This window comes from Bacillus sp. N12A5 (assembly GCF_026790125.1).
Taxonomy (GTDB): Bacteria; Bacillota; Bacilli; order Bacillales; family Bacillaceae; genus Bacillus.
The window spans coordinates 63,817-82,790 of sequence record NZ_JALAMR010000021.1 but is presented as its reverse complement, the minus strand read 5'-3'; the positions used below and the strand labels follow the sequence as shown (position 1 = coordinate 82,790).

General features: G+C 41.3%; 17 protein-coding genes and 2 pseudogenes. 16 read left to right on the top strand and 3 right to left on the bottom strand.

What is annotated here, in order from left to right; all coding sequences use genetic code 11:
* Window positions 1-7: 7 nt before the first annotated feature.
* From MOC09_RS18750 to MOC09_RS18695, 12 genes and pseudogenes are all read left to right on the top strand, one after another.
* Window positions 8-1,195: pseudogene (locus MOC09_RS18750) on the top strand (T7SS effector LXG polymorphic toxin); the annotation flags it as partial.
* Window positions 1,196-1,211: 16 nt separating this feature from the next.
* On the top strand, window positions 1,212-1,538 hold the full coding sequence (locus MOC09_RS18745) for an Imm8 family immunity protein (protein ID WP_268360398.1): 327 nt from the start codon (window positions 1,212-1,214) through the stop codon (window positions 1,536-1,538).
* A 993-nt stretch (window positions 1,539-2,531) separates the two neighbouring features.
* On the top strand, window positions 2,532-4,361 hold the full coding sequence (gene bglP / locus MOC09_RS18740) for a PTS beta-glucoside transporter subunit IIABC (RefSeq protein WP_268371505.1): 1,830 nt from the start codon (window positions 2,532-2,534) through the stop codon (window positions 4,359-4,361).
* Window positions 4,362-4,382: 21 nt separating this feature from the next.
* On the top strand, window positions 4,383-5,792 hold the full coding sequence (gene bglH, locus MOC09_RS18735) for an aryl-phospho-beta-d-glucosidase (protein ID WP_268371484.1): 1,410 nt from the start codon (window positions 4,383-4,385) through the stop codon (window positions 5,790-5,792).
* 102 nt (window positions 5,793-5,894) lie between these two features.
* Window positions 5,895-6,341 carry a universal stress protein gene (locus MOC09_RS18730; protein ID WP_268371482.1) on the top strand — a complete coding sequence of 149 codons (447 nt, stop codon included), beginning with the start codon at window positions 5,895-5,897 and terminating at the stop codon, window positions 6,339-6,341.
* Between the two features lie 340 nt (window positions 6,342-6,681).
* Window positions 6,682-7,236, top strand: a complete 555-nt coding sequence (locus MOC09_RS18725) for an SdpA family antimicrobial peptide system protein (RefSeq protein ID WP_268360402.1) — start codon at window positions 6,682-6,684, stop codon at window positions 7,234-7,236.
* A complete protein-coding gene (locus MOC09_RS18720) occupies window positions 7,227-8,198 on the top strand; it encodes a sporulation-delaying protein SdpB family protein (protein WP_268371480.1) in 972 nt (323 codons plus the stop codon). Before MOC09_RS18725 ends, MOC09_RS18720 begins: the two co-directional genes overlap by 10 nt.
* Window positions 8,199-8,219: 21 nt before the next feature.
* A complete protein-coding gene (locus MOC09_RS18715; protein ID WP_268360404.1) occupies window positions 8,220-8,789 on the top strand; it encodes a sporulation delaying protein family toxin in 570 nt (189 codons plus the stop codon).
* 105 nt (window positions 8,790-8,894) lie between these two features.
* Window positions 8,895-9,830 (top strand): MerR family transcriptional regulator, encoded by a 936-nt coding sequence (locus MOC09_RS18710; protein ID WP_268360405.1) that lies wholly within the window; start codon window positions 8,895-8,897, stop codon window positions 9,828-9,830.
* A complete protein-coding gene (locus MOC09_RS18705) occupies window positions 9,827-10,123 on the top strand; it encodes a hypothetical protein (RefSeq protein WP_268360406.1) in 297 nt (98 codons plus the stop codon). Before MOC09_RS18710 ends, MOC09_RS18705 begins: the two co-directional genes overlap by 4 nt.
* A gap of 207 nt (window positions 10,124-10,330) precedes the next feature.
* Window positions 10,331-11,254 (top strand): DMT family transporter, encoded by a 924-nt coding sequence (locus MOC09_RS18700; protein WP_268360407.1) that lies wholly within the window; start codon window positions 10,331-10,333, stop codon window positions 11,252-11,254.
* Window positions 11,255-11,489: 235 nt separating this feature from the next.
* The gene (locus tag MOC09_RS18695; protein WP_268367222.1) at window positions 11,490-11,927 is read left to right on the top strand and encodes a hypothetical protein; all 438 of its coding nucleotides are present in this window, start codon (window positions 11,490-11,492) and stop codon (window positions 11,925-11,927) included.
* Between the two features lie 252 nt (window positions 11,928-12,179).
* Here MOC09_RS18695 and MOC09_RS18690 read toward each other — a convergent pair.
* A pseudogene (locus MOC09_RS18690) lies at window positions 12,180-12,503 on the bottom strand (DUF2812 domain-containing protein); the annotation flags it as partial.
* Window positions 12,500-12,841 carry a PadR family transcriptional regulator gene (locus MOC09_RS18685; protein ID WP_268360146.1) on the bottom strand — a complete coding sequence of 114 codons (342 nt, stop codon included), beginning with the start codon at window positions 12,839-12,841 and terminating at the stop codon, window positions 12,500-12,502. The pseudogene MOC09_RS18690 and the gene MOC09_RS18685, both read right to left, overlap by 4 nt.
* A 165-nt stretch (window positions 12,842-13,006) precedes the next feature.
* Here MOC09_RS18685 and MOC09_RS18680 point away from each other — a divergent pair, with 165 nt between their 5' ends.
* The gene (locus tag MOC09_RS18680) at window positions 13,007-14,155 is read left to right on the top strand and encodes a rhamnogalacturonan acetylesterase (protein ID WP_268360147.1); all 1,149 of its coding nucleotides are present in this window, start codon (window positions 13,007-13,009) and stop codon (window positions 14,153-14,155) included.
* A gap of 81 nt (window positions 14,156-14,236) precedes the next feature.
* Entirely contained in the window at window positions 14,237-15,676 is a 1,440-nt protein-coding gene (gene dbpA / locus MOC09_RS18675) for an ATP-dependent RNA helicase DbpA (protein ID WP_268371476.1), read from the top strand.
* 18 nt (window positions 15,677-15,694) lie between these two features.
* Here the strand turns inward: dbpA and MOC09_RS18670 are convergent, their stop codons facing one another.
* The gene (locus tag MOC09_RS18670; RefSeq protein ID WP_268360149.1) at window positions 15,695-16,981 is read right to left on the bottom strand and encodes an MFS transporter; all 1,287 of its coding nucleotides are present in this window, start codon (window positions 16,979-16,981) and stop codon (window positions 15,695-15,697) included.
* A 205-nt stretch (window positions 16,982-17,186) separates the two neighbouring features.
* Here MOC09_RS18670 and MOC09_RS18665 point away from each other — a divergent pair, with 205 nt between their 5' ends.
* Both MOC09_RS18665 and licT read left to right on the top strand, forming a co-directional pair.
* Window positions 17,187-17,861, top strand: coding sequence for a hypothetical protein (locus MOC09_RS18665; protein WP_268371474.1), 675 nt, complete (start codon window positions 17,187-17,189; stop codon window positions 17,859-17,861).
* 93 nt (window positions 17,862-17,954) lie between these two features.
* Window positions 17,955-18,788, top strand: a complete 834-nt coding sequence (licT, locus tag MOC09_RS18660) for a transcriptional antiterminator LicT (protein WP_268360151.1) — start codon at window positions 17,955-17,957, stop codon at window positions 18,786-18,788.
* Window positions 18,789-18,974 lie beyond the last annotated feature (186 nt).

The following is an 18,974-nucleotide window of genomic DNA, read 5'->3' as shown; positions in this document are numbered from 1 at the left end:
TTTGGAGTTTTTTTATAAAACAGAACAGGCTGAGCGACTGATTTCAGACACCCTGAATAAGCTCTTTCAATTTGACGGCCAGCAAACCCAAGCACTAGAAACCGCAAAATCAGATTTACAAACGATGAAAAAATATATAGACCAGCTCGAAACCATGTACACCGGTCCGAAAATTGAAATCACAGGCTACAAAAGCGGCTCTATCCTGAAATCACAGGAAGAAGAAAACATCAACCAAACCTTCGGCGCGATTAACCCGCAAATGAAGCAGGCGGATGATTCTCCGATGGAGATGATGCTGAAGAAGCTAGGGAAACATAAGCAGTCCAACGTTGATACCGTGATGAAGGATGACAAACAACAGAAGATCGAGCGCGAGATTCATGCTGATGACAGTAATTTAACTGTATTAAAGAAAGAAGCAGCAGCCCACCCGAAAGTCTATGGAGACATACGGGTGATAAATGATAAACTATATAATCATAAAGGATTGAAAAAGATAGATACGATAGAAGTGATTGACGAACTAACTCGCGATACTGCAAACATCGACTACGTCGGCGGTAAATATTATGTATATGAAAACGGCCAGATCGTAAGAGAATTCTACGCTGGAGGGAAAAAGCGGCTAGAAGAAGTGTCTTACATACCAGAGGATAAAGTAGGCGGAGCTAAGCCACTTGATTCATTTCTTGCCGGAACGCAGTATGAATTTGTTGAGTGGGTAAGTCCTCAGGGCGCTATTAAAAAATTGGCGGTTCGAGGCGGGAAGCGTGTTGTCACAGATGTGGCTAAGCATATTGCGGAGAAAGATATAAAGGGAGATGTAAAGAAGAAAACTTCTAAGGGTAGCGTTAATAGTAAGTGGTGGCATCCCGGATATGTAGATAATTTAAGCTCTTCCCAAACTGTTATAGGAATAAAAAATTCACCCAAAGGTTTATCAACCCTTGGTAGTTCAACACGTCAGAATGCACTAGATGCAGGAAAAGGATGGGTTGGTGAAGGAGCAGAAAAAATGTATGATAAAGCAGGAAATTTTTTAGGATACAAAAGTGTAGATAAAATGAGAGCTTTTAGATTGCAATATAAACCAAAAGAAAAAATGTGGAGAGCAAACTTTACTGAGAATGAGATTACAGTTGTAGGATCAAAAACAGAATTAAGAAACGTACATGTTGATATTTTAGATTAAAAGGTGGGATATAATTATGTTAGAAATTAAAGCTTTAACTAAGGATTATGAAAATTGGGGTGAAGACGCTGATGATTTCTACGTTTCATTTGAACTTGACGTAGGATTACACGATATACCAGGTGCTTCTGATTTGTTTACTTTTAACGTTCTTAGCCCTAAAAGATTGGATAAGATACTTGAAAGTACTGAAATTGAATTAGGCCATGGATATTTCATAATGAGAGATTTTAATATAAAAACTGTCAATTCTACTGTAGAGACTATTATGAATAAATGTAAAGACGATGATTATGATAAGTATATGAATAATTTATCTCAATATTTTAAATTACAAGGATAACACCAAAAGAGTTGTTGGCACAGAAACACATTCTTATAGTTATAATAAAAGAATATGAAGATATCGAAACTGAGATCTATATCGGACTTAATACAAATGTTATATGATAATTTAAGATAAAATAACTAAGAGTTTTTCAAGTTAGAAGATATTCCTGATTATAAATATCTCACTTCAAACTATATTTTAATTGAATAGTTTTCAGGGCCTTACGGTTTTCTTCCTAGTAGACCCCAGCTTTAGAGTAGTAACTGTTTTACCTTGATTGGCAAAGTGCCAATCAAGGCTTTTTTAAATAACTTTTGGGTGGACAAAGCAAGTCCTATCCTGAGTTTTAAAAAACTCAAAATAATAAGTGAGGGGTTTTATTAAAAACTGAATTCGATGAAACTAGCAAAGAAGATAAAGCCTTGATTGTGGACTATCACTTTCGAGTTTTGGGTGATGAGATAAATCTTTAGAGTAGAAATTAGCGAGATGTAGCGAAACTAAGCTTAAAAACAGGTCGAGAAAGTTATTGATTTAGTATTAGAAAAAAGAGTAAATCAAGAAGCTCATATCTATTTTGTAGGCGAATTTTTAAATGATAAAGAGAACATAGACATACTTTTGTAAAAGAAGTTTTGCGTGTATATTCTGAAACCAATCTAGTTGAAAGCTATCATGAACCTATTGTGGTAGAGCTAGATACATTAGAAATAATGTTATTTAAATAGTAAAATACTAATTCAAAAACCGAAAATGAAAGCGTTGACATCCCGCAAATCTAGTGCTAAAGTATACCTACAAACAAATAAAGCGACCCGTCAGGATTGTTACTGCGAAAGCAGGCAAAACCTAAATGGTGCAGATGGAGGAGACTCTCGCAATCTGTGCCATTTAGGTTTTTTTTATTCTCTTTTAGGAGGTGATGCGGCATTTGATAGAAAAAAAGCTGGATGAAAGGCGGCCACCTTTCATCCAGCAGTCCCCCCATAAAAAGGAGGTATACACATGGATTATGATAAATTATCGAAAGACATATTACAACTCGTAGGCGGTGAAGAAAACGTTCAGCGCGTGATTCACTGCATGACGAGGCTGCGTTTTAATCTTCATGACAACGCGAAGGCGGATCGAAGCCAATTGGAGCAGCTGCCGGGTGTGATGGGCACCAACATCAGCGGCGAGCAGTTTCAAATCATTATCGGAAACGATGTGCCGAAGGTGTATCAGGCGATTGTGCGTCACAGCAATCTCAGTGATGAGAAAAGCGCCAGTTCATCTTCTCAGAAAAAGAATGTGCTGAGTGCGGTTTTTGATGTGATTTCTGGTGTGTTTACCCCGATTCTGCCTGCGATTGCGGGAGCGGGGATGATCAAAGGGCTTGTTGCGCTGGCGGTTACGTTTGGCTGGATGGCGGAGAAGAGCCAGGTTCATGTCATTTTGACGGCTGTCGGGGACGGCGCGTTCTACTTCCTGCCGCTCCTGCTTGCGATGAGTGCGGCCAGAAAATTCGGAAGCAATCCGTACGTAGCGGCTGCCATTGCGGCGGCGATTCTCCATCCGGACTTGACAGCCCTGCTCGGTGCGGGGAAACCGATTTCCTTTATCGGGCTTCCTGTAACCGCTGCGACTTATTCGTCAACCGTTATTCCGATTTTGCTGGCGATTTGGATTGCAACGTACGTAGAAAAATGGATTGACCGTTTCACACACGCGTCTCTCAAATTGATTGTGGTTCCAACATTCACATTATTGATTGTCGTGCCGCTGACATTGATTACAGTCGGTCCGCTTGGCGCTATTTTAGGAGAATACTTGTCTGCTGGCGTCAATTATTTGTTTGATCATGCAGGGCTTGTGGCGATGATTTTGCTGGCGGGTACATTCTCTTTAATCATTATGACAGGCATGCACTATGCTTTTGTGCCGATCATGATCAACAACATCGCTCAAAACGGCCATGATTATTTACTGCCGGCCATGTTTTTGGCGAATATGGGGCAGGCTGGGGCATCATTTGCCGTCTTCCTTCGCTCCAGAAACAAAAAATTTAAATCACTTGCGCTTACCACAAGCATTACGGCGCTGATGGGAATTACAGAACCTGCGATGTACGGCGTGAATATGCGATTAAAAAAGCCGTTTGCAGCCGCTTTGATTGGCGGTGCAGCCGGCGGCGCGTTTTACGGCATGACGGGTGTTGCTTCCTATATCGTCGGAGGGAATGCAGGCCTGCCGAGCATCCCTGTCTTTATTGGCCCAACGTTTATTTACGCGATGATCGGTCTTGTGATTGCATTTGCGGCGGGAACAGCAGCTGCGTATTTGCTTGGATTCGAGGATGTGCCTTCTGACGGCAGCCAGCAGCCGGCAGTGCATAAAGGCAGCAGAGAGATCATTCACAGCCCGATTAAGGGAGAAGTGAAAGCATTAAGTGAAGTCAAAGACGGAGTGTTTTCTGCCGGGATCATGGGAAAAGGATTCGCCATTGAGCCTGAAGAAGGAGAAGTTGTGTCGCCTGTTCGTGGAAGCGTTACCACCATTTTTAAAACAAAACACGCAATTGGCATTACGAGTGATCAGGGAGCTGAAATACTCATACACATTGGATTGGACACGGTGAAGCTGGAAGGACAATGGTTCACGGCTCACGTCAAAGAAGGCGACAAGGTCGCACCGGGAGATCGGCTTGTGTCCTTTGATCTGGAACAAATTAAAGCCGCGGGATATGACGTCATTACCCCGGTGATCGTGACCAACACTGACCAATATTCGTTTTCGCCGGTGAAAGAAATCGGCAAAGTACAGACAAAAGAAGCGCTGCTTGCTTTATCCTAAAAAACTGATGGGGTGATCAATATGAGTTCAAACGCAAAACGATTTCCAGAAGGATTTTTATGGGGCGGTGCCGTTGCTGCCAATCAGGTGGAGGGTGCTTATAACGAGGGCGGTAAGGGGCTTTCGACAGCTGACGTATCGCCGAACGGTATCATGTCTCCATTTGATGAATCAATGACTTCCTTGAATCTGTATCACACTGGAATTGACTTTTATCATCGTTATAAAGAGGATATCGCCTTGTTTGCTGAAATGGGGTTCAAGGCATTCCGCACGTCGATTGCGTGGACGAGAATTTTTCCGAATGGCGATGAAGAGGAGCCGAATGAAGAGGGACTCACATTTTATGATGATCTGTTTGATGAACTGTTAAAGCATCATATTGAGCCTGTTGTAACGATTTCTCATTATGAAATGCCGCTCGGTTTAGTGAAGAATTATGGCGGCTGGAAGAATCGCAAAGTCATCGAGTTCTATGAACGCTATGCCAAAACGGTTTTCAAACGCTATCAGCACAAAGTGAAGTATTGGATGACGTTTAATGAAATTAACGTGGTGCTCCATGCGCCGTTTACCGGCGGGGGCCTTGTTTTTGAAGAAGGCGAAAACAAATTAAACACGATGTACCAGGCGGCACACCACCAATTTGTGGCCAGTGCTCTTGCCGTTAAAGCGGGACACGAGATCATTCCTGATTCGAAAATCGGCTGTATGATTGCAGCTACGACAACCTACCCGATGACATCTAAGCCGGAGGATGTCTTCGCGGCAATGGAGAATGAGCGCAAAACACTTTTCTTCTCAGATGTGCAGGCACGAGGCGCGTACCCAGGATATATGAAGCGCTTCCTGGCAGAAAACAATATTGAAATTGAAATGGCTGAAGGCGATGAAGAGATCTTGAAAGAACATACGGTGGATTACATCGGATTCAGCTATTACATGTCGATGGCGGCAAGCACCGATCCGGAAGATCTTGCAAAATCAGGCGGCAACCTGCTGGGCGGAGTCAAAAACCCTTATTTGAAATCATCAGAATGGGGCTGGCAGATTGATCCGAAAGGCTTGCGCATCACGCTCAATACCTTATACGACCGTTATCAAAAGCCGCTGTTCATTGTGGAAAACGGCCTTGGCGCTGTGGACAAAGTTGGCGAGGACGGCACGATCCAGGACGATTACAGAATCAACTATCTGCGAGAACATTTAATTGAAGCACGGGAAGCCATTGCGGACGGCGTTGATTTAATCGGCTACACATCATGGGGGCCAATTGACCTTGTCAGTGCATCCACTGCGGAAATGAAAAAACGCTACGGCTTCATTTATGTGGACCGGGACAATGAAGGAAATGGAACATTTAACCGCATCAAGAAAAAAAGCTTCAGCTGGTATCAGCAGGTCATCGCCACAAACGGAGAGAGTCTCTGACAACTTTTTGAAAGTGCATGCGCATCAATTGACAATAACCGGAAGCAGGCGGACAATAAAAGAGAAAGATGAACCACCCACAGTCCGAAAGGCGGGAAGAGCATGTTTAACAAAATGTTAGTTGCGATTGACGGATCAGACATGAGTGCAAAAGCGCTTGATGCCGCAGTGCATTTGGCAAAAGAGCAGCGAGCGGAACTAAGCATCCTTCATGTGGGGAGAGAAGCCGTCGTCACGACTTCTTCTCTGACGGGAATTGTCTATGTGCCTGAGCACTTTATTGATGAAATCAGGAACGAGGTTAAAAAAGAGGGCCTGAAGATCCTAGAGAATGCAAGAGAAAAAGCAGCTGAAAACGGTGTTCAAGCTGAAATCATTTACGCGAATGGCGAGCCGGCACATGAGATACTCACTCACGCAAAAGAGAAAGGCATCAGCCTGATTGTAGTTGGCAGCCGGGGGATCAGCGGCCTGAAAGAAATGATGCTTGGAAGCGTCAGCCACAAAGTGTCTCAATTATCAACCTGCCCGGTTTTGATTGTTCGATAGAATAAAGAAAATCAGATCGAAAATTCAGTCGGGGTATCTTATAGAATTTGTGGAGAAGATTCAGGGGAGAATTTAGCGATTTAAAATAAAACAATTTAATATAGAAGTTAATATTAAGATATTTAAGGAGAGCTAATAAGCTCTCTTTTTTAGTTTGGTAATATATATTATCTAAAAATGAGTAATCATAAATTAGTAACAAGGACTTTAATATAGTTTTAAGAACTAACTGTAAATAATAATGCGATTTAATATCCAAATAAATACAGTATTAATTTACCTTTTTAATCCATGTAAATATATGTATAATAAAAAATAATAAAGATACAGGAGATTTGATATGAATAATAGTTCATTAAAAAATAGGAGTTCCATAGTGTTAATAGTTATCTCTGCTGTATGGATAATTTTTATAGGAAAGTCGATCATTGCAGTTCTACCTACAAACCCATTGTCTCCAAATATTGATGAACAAAGTCTTATGAAAACTTTGTATCCTCAAGGCTGGGGTTTTTTTAGCAAAAATCCCAGAGAAGAAATGATAAATGTCTATGAAACAAAAACGTACTCACAGGCAGTTTCCTGGCCTAATAATAGTTTTAAAAATGTGTTTGGATTATATAGACATGGTAGAGCACAAGGTGTTGAGTTGGGGTATTTAATCGAACAGATTCCAAAATCAATAGAATGGGAAGATTGTAAAGACGGAACAATATCTTGTTTAAAAAAGACTGATACTGTAGTCACTATAAACAATAAAACACCTAAAGCATCCTTATGCGGAAATTTAGGTTTGTCCAGAGAAACACTAATTCCTTGGGCATGGAGCAATAAGAGAGGAAGTAATATTTCAAAAGAATCTAAAGTATTGAGAGTTGAAGTTACATGTTCTTAAAACAAAGTGTTTTTAAGACATTAAATGAGAGGATTTTTGAGTGGGTTAATTGCAACTATCCTTGGACAAACGTTTATGGTATATCTAGAAGTTTAATGGCTTTGGCTACAGCGCTAACTTTAATTTTTAATGATGCCAGTGTGTTTTTTAGACCAGCTAGCGGAATAGCTACTTATCCTTATTGTCCCAAAACTATACCAAGTGTTTTTTGCTTTACTTCAAATGATTATCTTCATCTTAATATAGTACGTTGGATTTGTGTGCTGTTATTGCTGATTATAGCGACTGGCTGGCGTCCGAGAATCACTGGGATTATTCATTGGTGGATTTGTTATAGTTTACAGGTTTCTGCATTAACAATTGATGGTGGTGAACAGGTAAATGCGGTTTTTACTTTATTACTCCTGCCAATAACATTAACGGACTCTAGGAAATGGCATTGGTATAATAATGAAGTAAATGATATTGATACCAACGGTGAGTTTTATGCTAGGATGATAGCGTTGGTCTCATTTGTTGTAATAAGAGTACAAGTATCTATTTTATATTTTAATTCTTTCGTAGCTAAGTTAGGTGAGGAAGACTGGATTAATGGAACAGCAGTTTATTACTATTCCCAACACTTAATGTTGGGTTTTCCAGAGGCAATCCTTCATATATTTCAATTTATAATTACTAGTAAATTTGTTGTTGTGGCTACTTGGGGAACATTGCTTGTTCAGTTCCTATTGTTTGCAGCTATCCTGGCGCCCAAAAAAGGTTGGAACTTTTTATTCTATATAGGATTACTTATGCATGACATTTTTGCCGTTATGTTTGGACTGATTAGTTTTTCTATGATTATGTGCAGTATTTTAATCTTATATTTAAGACCTCTAAACAAACCTTTCAAGTTGAAACAACTTAACTTAAAAAGGAGTTTATCTGAAAGGGGGGATAAACAAAAAATTCTTAATTATTAATGGGGAAAGGGGAAAAGGAAAATGAAAGGGAAAATTATTAACAGAAAAAACTTAATATTCATTTTATTCGTGCTGTTAGTTTCATCAATTACAAGTAATTTTAACTCTGTAGAGGCTATCGAAAACCATAAATTTTCTGGTGAAGAAATTTATGCTGGAGTAGCCTTTGGTCAAGGAGAAGTAGCAAAACTTTTTCCGGAAGTTTGGAGTAAAGAGAATTTAGAAAAATTGTCTACAAAGGAATCAAAAAGAAAAGCTCTTAAGTTAATCGCAGAAATGAAGGAAGTAGATCCAAACTACTTCAATAATTTAGAGAAAGCCATTTACGAAAACAAAGACCCTAAAGAAGTAAAAGAACTTCTTACGAGAAGTGGAAAAATCCTAAAGAAAATTGATCCGAACATTTCTGAAAATACTCAAGTTGACTCTGCCGAAGGAGCTTGTGTTACATTTGTTACATGGACGGCAGTAGCTGCTATATGGGTAGCTGTTGTGGCCGGAGCTGTGGTAGTTGCCTCCACTGTAACTAATGATAAGACATCTTTGATGAATGAAATGCTTGTTAAAAATATGGTGGAAAGGCTAAATTAAACTATAAAAGGATCTTAATTTTTAATTAAGATCCTTTTTTTATTGACATATCCCTCACGGGTACCTTTAAGATAAAAATGAAAAAATCTCTAAGGAGTGAATTTCATGAATATAAAACAAGTATCTGAATTAACAGGATTAACCAAAAAAGCGATTAAATACTATGAATCTGAAGGGTTGATTGAAGTTAATAAAAATCCCATAAATCAATACAGAGAGTATTCTGAAAAAGTGATTTCTCAGTTGAATTTAATTGCCTCTCTTCGATTGCTCCACCTGCCTGTAAAAGAGATTAAATCTCTTCTGAAAGGAGAAAGAAGGCTCCCAGAATTATTAAATGAACAGTTAAATGAAATTAATAAAAATTTAAAGCTACTTGAGCAACAAAAATTATTAACAGAGACTCTTATACAGAATGTAAATGAAATTGATGACTTTAGTGATAAGGTGAAAATTTTAGAAGACACTTTGCATTTGAAAGATCAGGAAAAGAAAGAATATATAATGGATAAAATTTTAAGAATGTTTCCAGGCAAATTTGGTGAATTCGTTGTTGCTATGTTTGAACCTTTTTTAGAAGTTACTATTGATAACGAAAGTAAACAATCATATTGGTTAAATTTGGTTAACTATCTTGATGATATTGAAGAAGTAGATGATAATCATCCAATAATGAAATTAATTATGGAAAATGAGCATGAGTTAGAGAGTTTTAAGAAGAACAATTATGACTTTGTTAATAAAATAATTAATAAAGATCCTGAATTATTTGAACAACAAAAAAATACATTAATAAATTTAGTAAAAAGTGTGAAGGAAAATAAAGAGTATAAAGAGAACTTTATTACACAAGCAAATAAAGGAAAAGACCTTCCTTACCTAAAAGAAGGAAGTGAATTTAGTAATATGTTGTATAAAATAAGTCCAAGATATAAGATCTTTTTAGACAATCAAACAGAAATAAAAAAACAAGCAGATGCAGAGTTAGGATTTGATTCAAAACAATTTTTAGAAGACGTTATAAAGGGTGAAAGAGATTGATAAACTATATTATTGGCGGACTTATATGTTTATTATTCGCCTATTTAATAGGGGTAAAAAAAGTATTAGTTCTTATAATAAATTACAATTCCTTCACTTTTTTAGGTGATAAGGATAAGTTATCAAAAAGAATGGGAATAATACTACTGATAATGGGAGTATTCACTTTATTAATGCCTTTATTACTCATGGTTTTTGGCGTTTTAATAAAAAGTATATATACAGCTATAATAATTGCATTGGTCGTATTGGCTTCTTTATTTATTGTAGTTCCATACTTTCAAATCAAATAAATGACTTTATTCGTTTGAGTATGGTTCAAGGAAAGAGCATAAAGCTTGTGCTTTCAAAAGTAACAGGATTATGTTCCCTGCGGCGTTCAATTGATAAAGAAATAACGTGATTGAATGGTAATGGATGAAAGTAATTAAGACTAACATACTAAAGTAAATCATCAAAATTATAAATTAGGAAGGAGTACTGGAGGTAGAATACGCTTGATGCAGCAAGATCTCTCAATCACGCCAAAACAAAAATCAACAGCCGTAATCAAAATGGTCATCTCCATGGTGATTTTCGGCTCCATCGGCTTTTTCTCAGAGCATACCAATCTGCCGTCATTTGAATTGGTCTTTGTCCGTTGCCTATGCGCGACGTTATTTTTAAGCTTTTGCTGGCTGGTGTCGGGCCAGTATAAAATCGAAAAGTGGAGCAAAAGAGACGTGCTGCAAACATTGGCGTGCGGTTTCTTTCTTATATTTAACTGGGTGTTCTTATTTAAGTCTTTTGAAGAAACGTCCGTTACAATTGCTATCTCCGTTTATCACCTTGCCCCGGTGCTTGTTCTTCTCCTGGGGAGCATCATCTATAGAGAGAAATTACATGTCATCTCCGTCAGCTCCATTATCATCTGCTTTCTGGGAACTGCGCTGATTTCCGGGATTAACGGCAGCACTTCATTGTCACAGCTGATGGGATCAGGAATCATTTGGGCAGTTCTCGCCGCACTGTTTTATGCGTTCACCACTTTATTGGGAAAAGGCATTCACAACCTCAGTCCATACACGACCACCTTCCTGCAAACCGGTTTAGGGGTGATCATCCTGATTCCGTTTATTCACTTCGGCGCTTTTGCTGACCTATCTCAGGGAAAATGGATTATGGTGGTATCTACCGGCATCATCCATACGGGTATTGTATATTTGCTGTTTTTTGACAGTTTACGATTTTTATCAACGAAATTTATTTCAATTATTGTATTTCTCGATCCGGCTGTCGCGATCGTGCTCGATACCGTCTTCACAGGCTTCCGCCCTGACCTCTATCAAACGCTTGGCATCGTACTGATCTTTGCGGGCATGGCCTTGACGCTTGTCAGGAGGCAGGGGAAGGCGGATGTGGTTGCTGAGAATTCTCAAATGTAAAGAATATCGAATGATAAAAGCAGCTGTCGAAGGCAGTTGCTTTTGTTTTATTTCCAAACGTCCTCAAGCAGAGCAGGAAATGAATCTAAAGAAATGAGTCTATAGTCATAATGTACGCGAGATGCATGATAAATCTCCATAATTTAGTATTTTAGGAGGATGCATCATCTTCTAATCATGATTATCATATTTAAAGATGATAAAAGAACTATACGAGAGCGGGAGGAATTACATAATGAAAAAGAAGAAATTGATCATGACCTTCGTTGCTTTTGTTATCGCATTGACAAGCTTTACAGCGATAGATCTTGCCGGTAACAAAGCTCAAGCAAAAGATTGGGTGAAAAGAGGCAGTATTTGGACTACCCATTACCATTCAGGCTCATTCAAAAACTATACGTACTCACCTACATTTCAGATTTTTTATTCAGGTCAAGGAACGAATGCAAGCATAAATGCAAATGGATCTGGGAGCGGGAACATAAAAGCCGAGATGCAACAGAAGACAAGTAAAGGGTGGAAAACCATTAAAACGTTTTATGCAAAGAAAAAGGGTTATACCAACTTGAGCTACAGTAAAGCATCTAAGAGCTATAAAACAAAATACAGATTTAAATTCAGTAATACAGGAACTAAAAAAACAATTAATTATACATTCGCTTCTGTATATTAAATAGCAAAACCCCAGCCTTCACTCAAGGTTGGGGTTTCTGCGTTTGACTCGCCAAATTCTGAAGACAGCGGCTGCGTAAGTAAGGGTAGCCGGGATAGTGATGGCGATGAGAAAGACAAAAAGGACGTGTATGGCGTTATGAAGTATGGAAGCTTCACCAGAAATAAACGTATTCCTGATGACAGTGACAGCCGCAGTAAGACAGAGCATGAACAATGTGATATAACGAAGGGTAAATTCACTTTGTTTTTATTTATCAATCATAGTTGAACGGTCGGAGTAAATCGGCACCGTTCCGGGTGCGGCGGCAAAGATATGTGTGGTGTATTCAGAACAAACATGTTCCCATCCGGCATTTTCGAATATGTCAAGGTATTCATCCATGCTTTCATCATCGACGGCACGATAGTCCAAGCTGTAGATCTGGTTTTGCGGTTCAGCTTTTTTAAGTTTATACCCCATAAACGCAAATGAATCGAGCACCCAGCCTTTGCTGGCCATATCGCTGAGTCTCTTCATGTCCTTTTCCTCTGAAAACGCCAATCCTTCAGACATCATATATTTTTTCTGTTTCATGATGAATCCCCTTTCAATTGTTGAAAAGCGCGTTCTCCGTGTTCAGCCATCACTTTTCTGCGCTGAATTTCTTTTTTGAGTAGTTCTTGGCCGTGCAAGGTGGTTTGGTACACTTTGCGGCGCGGGTTGTCATTGTTGACAAGCTCAATGATCTCTTCCTGCAGCAGTTTCTTTAACAATGTATATAAGGTAGCCGGGCCGATCGTGAAGGAGTCATCGGTCATGTCTTCAATCTCCTGCATGATCGAATATCCGTGCTTTGGTTTCAGCAATGTTAAGATAATATAATAGGCTGGATCTGTAAGCTGATCCATTTCCTGCGGACGTTGCTTTGGCAAGTGGTCACCTCATTCCCTATATCAATAAATGATATATCATCTATTGATATAACAAAATATTCCTTTTTGTTGTCAACGTCATTTTTTTCTGCATTCCAGTCATCATAAAGAAACAATCACAGAGTATGCATTAATGTATGCGTTTTCACAGAGGGGGGAGTCTTAATGAAAAAATGGCTGGCGGCGGTTTTTGTGATGATGCTGATGATGTGTTTTGGCGGGATTGAGGGTGTGAAGGCGGCGGAGCCGAAGGTGTATCAGTTTGATTTTGGTGGCGTTTCGGTTGAGCCTGGTTACATTGGTGTCAGGGCGTCTGACCGGTATGACCGGTCAAAGGGCTACGGTTTTCAAACACCGGAGAATATGAAGGATGTGGCGGCATCCGGGACTGGTGTGAAAAGTGATGCGGTTCAGTTTTTAGCGTATGGGACGAAAAGCAATAACACATTTAATGTGGATCTCCCGAATGGCCTTTATGAGGTGAAGGTGACGCTTGGCAATACGGCAAGGGCCAGTGTGGCGGCGGAGGGTGTCTTTCAGGTCATCAATATGACGGGGGATGGCGCGGAGGATACGTTCCAAATTCCCGTCACCGACGGGCAGCTGAATCTGCTGGTGACAGAGGGAAAGGCAGGCACCGCTTTTACGCTCAGCGCCTTGAAAATCAAGAAATTGTCTGATCAGCCGGTGACGAACCGAACCATTTATGTCGGCGGCGACTCGACGGTGTGCAATTATTATCCGCTCAACAGCAGCGAGCAGGCGGGCTGGGGGCAGATGCTGCCTCACTATATCGACAAACACACCTTTCAAGTGAGAAACATGGCGTCTGGCGGGCAGATCGCGAGAGGGTTTCGAAATGACGGGCAGCTCGAGGCGATCCTGAAGTACATTAAGCCGGGGGATTATTTTATCTTGCAGCTCGGCATTAATGACACGAATCCGAAGCATAATGAATCTGAAGCGGAATTTAAGGAGATTATGCGTGATATGATCCGTCAGGTGAAAGCGAAGGGAGCGGAAGTCATCCTTTCAACGCCTCAGGGCCGGGCGACCGATTTCACTTCTGAAGGCATCCATTCGTCTGTAAACCGATGGTACAGGGCTTCTATTTTGGCTTTGGCCGAAGAGGAAAAAACGCACCTCGTTGACTTGAATGTCCTCAGCTCTGCATACTTTACATCGATCGGTCCGGAAAAAACACTCGCGCTCTATATGGACGGAGATACGCTGCATCCGAACCGCGCAGGGGCTGACGTATTGGCACGATTAGCTGTTCAGGATCTAAAACGCCAGGGAATCGATGGGTTTTAACACGTCATTTGTCGACAAAACACATACGCTCTCGTCAATTAGAGTATAATGAGAACATCTGCAAGAGACAGGAGTTTATACATGAGTCATTTTAAAAACTATCAAATCAGTCATGACATTTTACGAGCACTGGAAGGACTGGGATATACAGAACCGACCAAGGTGCAGCAGAGCGTAATTCCCGCTGCCCTTGAACGAAAGGATCTTGTCGTCAAATCACAGACGGGAAGCGGGAAAACGGCTTCGTTCGGGATTCCTCTCTGTGAGCTGGCGGATTGGGATGAAAACAAGCCGCAGGCACTTATTTTAACACCGACCCGCGAGCTTGCGGTGCAAGTAAAAGAGGATATCACGAACATCGGACGATTTAAACGAATCAAAGCGACAGCTGTGTTTGGAAAATCATCCTTTGACAAACAAAAAGCAGAGCTTAAGCAAAAAAGCCACATTGTTGTCGGCACGCCGGGACGTGTTTTGGATCATATCGAAAAAGGAACGCTGCCGTTGGAGCGTCTCTCTTATTTGGTCATTGATGAAGCGGATGAGATGCTGAATATGGGCTTTATCGAGCAGGTAGAGGCGATTATCAAGCACCTTCCGGTTGAACGCACGACGATGCTGTTTTCAGCAACGCTGCCGGAGGATATCGAGAAGCTGAGCCGTCAATATATGCAGAATCCGGAGCATATCGAAATCAAAGCGGCCGGCCTAACCACCAGAAATATTGAACATGCGGTGATTCAAGTACGAGAAGAGAATAAGTTTTCTTTGCTGAAAGATGTACTGATAACCGAGAATCCCGATAGCTGCATCATGTTCTGCCGGACGAAAGAGCATGTCAATCAGCTGACCGATGAATTGGATGACTTAGGGTATCCATGCGATAAAATTCACGGCGGAATGATTCAGGAAGACCGATTCGATGTCATGAATGAATTTAAACGGGGCGAGTATCGTTACCTAGTCGCCACAGATGTCGCCGCGCGCGGGATTGATATTGAGAATATCACCCTTGTCATCAACTATGATCTGCCGCTTGAAAAGGAAAGCTACGTCCATCGCACGGGGCGGACGGGGCGCGCTGGGAATAAAGGAAAAGCCATTTCGTTTGTCACGGCCTTTGAAAAACGGTTTTTAGCCGACATAGAAGAATATATCGGATTTGCAATTCAAAAAATAGAAGCCCCTTCTCAAGAGGAAGTGGCAAGGAAGAAACCTGAATTTATAGCTAAATTGAATGACCGTCCGGAAACCAAAAAGGACAAAAGCGAAGAGCTGAATAAAGACATTATGAAGCTGTATTTTAACGGCGGAAAGAAGAAGAAAATCAGAGCCGTTGATTTTGTAGGAACGATTGCCAAAATTGACGGTGTGTCAGCTGATGACATCGGCATCATCACGATCATGGATAACGCCTCATACGTGGAGATTTTAAACGGTAAAGGCCCCCAAGTCCTCAAAGTGATGAAGAATACAACCGTCAAAGGGAAAAAGCTCAAGGTGAATAAAGCGAATAAATGATGAATGGCCTGCTCCCGGTTAAAGGGGCAGGTCATTTTGCTGCTGGCTGACATCTGGGCCGGTTTCCTCGGGAACAAAGGCAAGAATCACAATACCAATCACAAACAAAATGATCAGGCTGAACACCGCAGTCGAGGATTTCCCGGTCAGCTGGGCGGTAACGGCAATGAGCAGCGGCCCCATAATTGAGGCGAATTTTCCAAAAATGTTGTAGAAGCCAAAGAATTCATTGGCGTGGCGCTTTGGCACGAGCTTGGCGAAATAAGAGCGGCTCAGGGCTTGAATGCCGCCCTGCGAGGTGGCGACAAGCATAGCCAATATCCAGAAATCAAGCGTTGTCTCTAGAAAATAGGCATACACGCAGACGATCATATAAATGACGATCCCAACGTACAGCATTGTCTTCCCCGTGAAGCGTTCAGCCAGTTTTCCGTATACAATCGAAAACGGTGCGGCGACGACCTGGGTGACAAATAGGATGATCAGGAGGCTTGAGGAACTGATCCCTACATCAGATCCATAAGATGTCGACATCGTAATAATGGTGCCGACTCCGTCGATATAAAAGAAATAAGCAAGCAAAAAGAGGAACAGCGCCCGGTATTGCCTGATCCGTTTCATCGTTTGGCCGAGCCGCTTAAAGCTGTTGATGACGATATGTGGTTCTCTTTTGATGTAATAGCGCTGATGGACATGTTTGATCATCGGGATGGTGAACAGCCCCCACCAGGCAGCCGTTATGAAAAAGGACAGCTGGCTTGCGGCAGAAACAGACATCGGAATCATCTCTGCTTGTGCAAGCAGGATGACAGCAATGCTGATGATAAACGGAATCGTGCTTCCAATGTATCCTAAGCCAAACCCCCGTGCGGAGATGAGATTCATCCGTTTTTCATGCGTGACGTCAACGAGAAAGGCATCATAAAACACGTTGGCGCCGGAAAAACCGATAGCCGATATCGTATAAAACAGCAGCAATAGCAGCCAATATTCACTCGGGATAAAGGCAAGCATCGCGGTGCTGGCGACACCGGCTGATACAAAGAAACCGAAAAACTTTTTTTTGCACCCCTCATAGTCGGCGATCGTGCCTAAAATCGGCCCGAGGATTGCAAGAATAAATGTTGAAACCGCAATGGTATAGCCCAGATAGGCAGTCGATTGAGCGGCGCTGACACCGCTTTCCGCAACCGCTGATTTATAAAATAACGGAAACACCGCGGTGGTGACGACAATCGAGTAAGCAGAATTTGCCCAGTCATATAGCATCCAGCTGTTTTCTTGTTTCGTGAAACGTTTCATCATCAGCGCCCTCCTCCGGTAACGATACTTCTATTGTACGATAAATAGGCCTGAAAAGAATGGAATGAACGTTAATTTTTACAAAATGTTTATGTTTTTGTGCTTCAAATCATACTTTTGGTTTATTGCTGGCCATAGGTGTATCTGGTACCATTTATCTATATTTTTTGTATTTTCCAGAAGAGGAGCAGCAGAGAGGAGACGGGGCATGAGGCGATTCGGCTTGTGTATAAGCCTGCTGGTCACCGTTCTTGTGATGAGTGCATGTGAAAGTGATACTCAGACGTTTGCAGATCGTGATCAAAGGACGGTAAAACAAACCGCAGCCAAACCGATGAGCAATAAGAAAAAGCAAGACTTCCAAACGCTCCCAAGCGAGATGCAGCTGGCTATTGTATTCGGTTCCATGATACGTGTAAACGAAGCATTCGATTACGGAATCGGCAATCCTGAATACTTCGTGCGGAGCAGCATGACTGAACAAGAAGCAGCCATTGCGAAGGAGAATCTTGAGTCGATTCAACTTGAAAACAAACGGCTCAAAAAACAAAACAGCGAAGCACTCGCTTTCCTTCAAAAAACCCGCAATCAAGAAATGAGCCGCAACGACATTCAGCAGCTGAAAGAAAATCGAGCCGCCTTTTTAGAGATCACAGACAGTATGATCAAGCTCATCAGCCAAGTCACACCGAAAAACGCGAAGAAGACAAGGCAGCAGCTGGATCAGCTGAAAAAACAATATACGCAACATAGCGCCGAAAGCGTCAAAATTATGAACAACATTGTCAACAAGCAGAAAGCTGACGAGGCATCATTTGAACGCCATCTGGAGGCGCTGCTTCAGAAACAGCCCGGGCAGCCGGTGATAAGCGAATTGTATTAACCTGTCCCGTCTTTCCCTGATGATATTGACCTAGTACAAAAAGAATGTACAATCAAGGTGTAGTCTGTTCTTAGTTGATTGGAGGGACATGTCATGAAAATTGCGAAGGTGATCAACAATAATGTGATCAGCGTGGTCAATGAGCAGGGAAAAGAATTGGTCATCATGGGCAGAGGGCTCGCGTTTCAGAAGAAGTCCGGCGATGATGTCGATGAAGCTCGTATTGAGAAGGTGTTTACGCTCGATAACAAGGATGTATCAGAAAAATTCAAAACCCTTTTGTATGATATACCGATCGAGTGTATGGAAGTATCAGAGGAAATTATCAGCTATGCAAAACTTCAGCTCGGCAAAAAGCTCAATGACAGCATCTATGTGTCGCTGACCGATCATATTAACTTTGCCATCCAGCGCAATCAGAAGGGGCTTGATATCAAAAACGCCTTGCTGTGGGAAACAAAGCGGCTGTACAAAGACGAATTTGCGATCGGCAAAGAAGCACTGGAGATGGTAAAAAACAAGACTGGCGTGTCTCTGCCGGAGGATGAGGCAGGCTTTATTGCCCTGCATATCGTAAATGCCGAGCTGAATGAAGAGATGCCCAATATCATCAACATTACAAAAGTCATGCAAGAGATTTTGAGTATCGTAAAATACCATTTTAAGATTGAATTCAACGAGGAATCGCTTCACTATTACCGGTTTGTCACCCACTTAAAGTTTTTCGCGCAGCGTCTTTTTAACGGCACACACATGGAAAGCCAGGATGATTTTTTGCTGGAGACGGTGAAAGAAAAGTATCATCGCGCGTATGAATGCACGAAGAAAATCCAAACCTACATTAAGCAGGAATATGAACACAAGCTCACCAGTGATGAGCTGCTGTATTTAACGATTCACATAGAAAGGGTCGTCAAACAATCATAATGAAAGCGTTGACATTTCTATTTTCTTGTGTTAATTTTTTCTTACATTCACATATGATCATGTTAGGATTGTTACTGATAAGCAGGCAAAACCTAAATTACAATGAGTGCGGATCATCTCTGTCTGTGCTGATGGTAATTTAGGTTTTTATTTTTTTCAGAGGGATGGTGATGATGGCGTTTCATA

What these genes read in the sequence shown, in the direction of transcription:
- MOC09_RS18745 (WP_268360398.1), top strand. Translation starts at nt 1,212, where the DNA reads ATGTTAGAAATTAAAGCTTTAACTAAGGATTATGAAAATTGGGGTGAA.
- bglP (WP_268371505.1), top strand. Translation starts at nt 2,532, where the DNA reads ATGGATTATGATAAATTATCGAAAGACATATTACAACTCGTAGGCGGT.
- bglH (WP_268371484.1), top strand. Translation starts at nt 4,383, where the DNA reads ATGAGTTCAAACGCAAAACGATTTCCAGAAGGATTTTTATGGGGCGGT.
- MOC09_RS18730 (WP_268371482.1), top strand. Translation starts at nt 5,895, where the DNA reads ATGTTTAACAAAATGTTAGTTGCGATTGACGGATCAGACATGAGTGCA.
- MOC09_RS18725 (WP_268360402.1), top strand. Translation starts at nt 6,682, where the DNA reads ATGAATAATAGTTCATTAAAAAATAGGAGTTCCATAGTGTTAATAGTT.
- MOC09_RS18720 (WP_268371480.1), top strand. Translation starts at nt 7,227, where the DNA reads ATGTTCTTAAAACAAAGTGTTTTTAAGACATTAAATGAGAGGATTTTT.
- MOC09_RS18715 (WP_268360404.1), top strand. Translation starts at nt 8,220, where the DNA reads ATGAAAGGGAAAATTATTAACAGAAAAAACTTAATATTCATTTTATTC.
- MOC09_RS18710 (WP_268360405.1), top strand. Translation starts at nt 8,895, where the DNA reads ATGAATATAAAACAAGTATCTGAATTAACAGGATTAACCAAAAAAGCG.
- MOC09_RS18700 (WP_268360407.1), top strand. Translation starts at nt 10,331, where the DNA reads ATGCAGCAAGATCTCTCAATCACGCCAAAACAAAAATCAACAGCCGTA.
- MOC09_RS18695 (WP_268367222.1), top strand. Translation starts at nt 11,490, where the DNA reads ATGAAAAAGAAGAAATTGATCATGACCTTCGTTGCTTTTGTTATCGCA.
- MOC09_RS18680 (WP_268360147.1), top strand. Translation starts at nt 13,007, where the DNA reads ATGAAAAAATGGCTGGCGGCGGTTTTTGTGATGATGCTGATGATGTGT.
- dbpA (WP_268371476.1), top strand. Translation starts at nt 14,237, where the DNA reads ATGAGTCATTTTAAAAACTATCAAATCAGTCATGACATTTTACGAGCA.
- MOC09_RS18670 (WP_268360149.1), bottom strand. Translation starts at nt 16,981, where the DNA reads ATGATGAAACGTTTCACGAAACAAGAAAACAGCTGGATGCTATATGAC.
- MOC09_RS18665 (WP_268371474.1), top strand. Translation starts at nt 17,187, where the DNA reads ATGAGGCGATTCGGCTTGTGTATAAGCCTGCTGGTCACCGTTCTTGTG.
- licT (WP_268360151.1), top strand. Translation starts at nt 17,955, where the DNA reads ATGAAAATTGCGAAGGTGATCAACAATAATGTGATCAGCGTGGTCAAT.